The 747-nt window shown below is 53.4% G+C and carries 2 protein-coding genes; both read right to left on the bottom strand.

Features of this window, described 5'->3' with window-relative positions; genetic code table 11:
- Positions 1-309: 309 nt before the first annotated feature.
- On the bottom strand, positions 310-447 hold the full coding sequence (locus ABJ99_RS28720; protein WP_162234942.1) for a hypothetical protein: 138 nt from the start codon (positions 445-447) through the stop codon (positions 310-312).
- Between the two features lie 9 nt (positions 448-456).
- A partial coding sequence (locus tag ABJ99_RS13660; protein WP_154864426.1) for a single-stranded DNA-binding protein occupies positions 457-747 on the bottom strand: 291 nt, incomplete at its 5' end.

Raw genomic sequence — 747 nt, 5'->3', positions numbered from 1 at the left:
CCCGCCGTGCCTGCGCTCCCTCGCAATCGAAAAGCGCGGCCCTGACGTCAGGCGCTTGTAGGGCAACCTCGTACTGCAGTTCGACGATGCTTGGCAACGTTTCAGTTTTCACGATTTCATTTGTCATTGTTCATTTCTCCAGAAAACGGATTTAGTTTGTGGGCATCATTCAATTTGGCAGTCAGGGCGGTTCTTGATGCGGTGTTGTCTGGCATGCGGATGACATAGGTTACAAAGTTTCTGAGACCCATGAGATTCGACCCGTAAGAGATTCATCGTGGCGTGGGTTCGCCGATGTGCAGATTTCTTTCACCAACTGATCCACGTAAAGGGCGTTTTTTTGCTCTGGCGAATAAACAGTGCAGAAAGAGCTGCCTGCTGGTGAAGAACGACGCTGAGCAGCTTCATTTCCACCAGCAGCCTCACGCAGAAGGCGCGGTTTTTCACACCGGTCATCTACACGGGAATATCGTCGTCGAAATCCGGTGGTGCGTCGTCGTTGTTGTTGTTCTGCGCCCGCTGGGGCTGCTGCGTACGGGCCGCTTGCTGAGGGTGAGACTGTGCAATTTGTACCGCTTCGATCCGGGCAGGCAGGATGCCCACACGAGAGGCCTGTACCTTCAACGCCGAAAAGTCTTCTCCATCTTTGGTCCAGGTATCCATGACCGCCCGGCCTTGTATCAGCACCCGCATACCTTTCTGATAAACGTTGGCATAGTGCTCTGCGTCTTTATGCCAAAACTCGAC

This window comes from Pseudomonas syringae pv. cilantro, from assembly GCF_001293775.1.
Classification (GTDB): domain Bacteria; phylum Pseudomonadota; class Gammaproteobacteria; order Pseudomonadales; family Pseudomonadaceae; genus Aquipseudomonas; species Aquipseudomonas syringae_P.
Note: the sequence above shows the minus strand (reverse complement) of the source record. Positions and strands in the feature narration are given on the sequence as shown.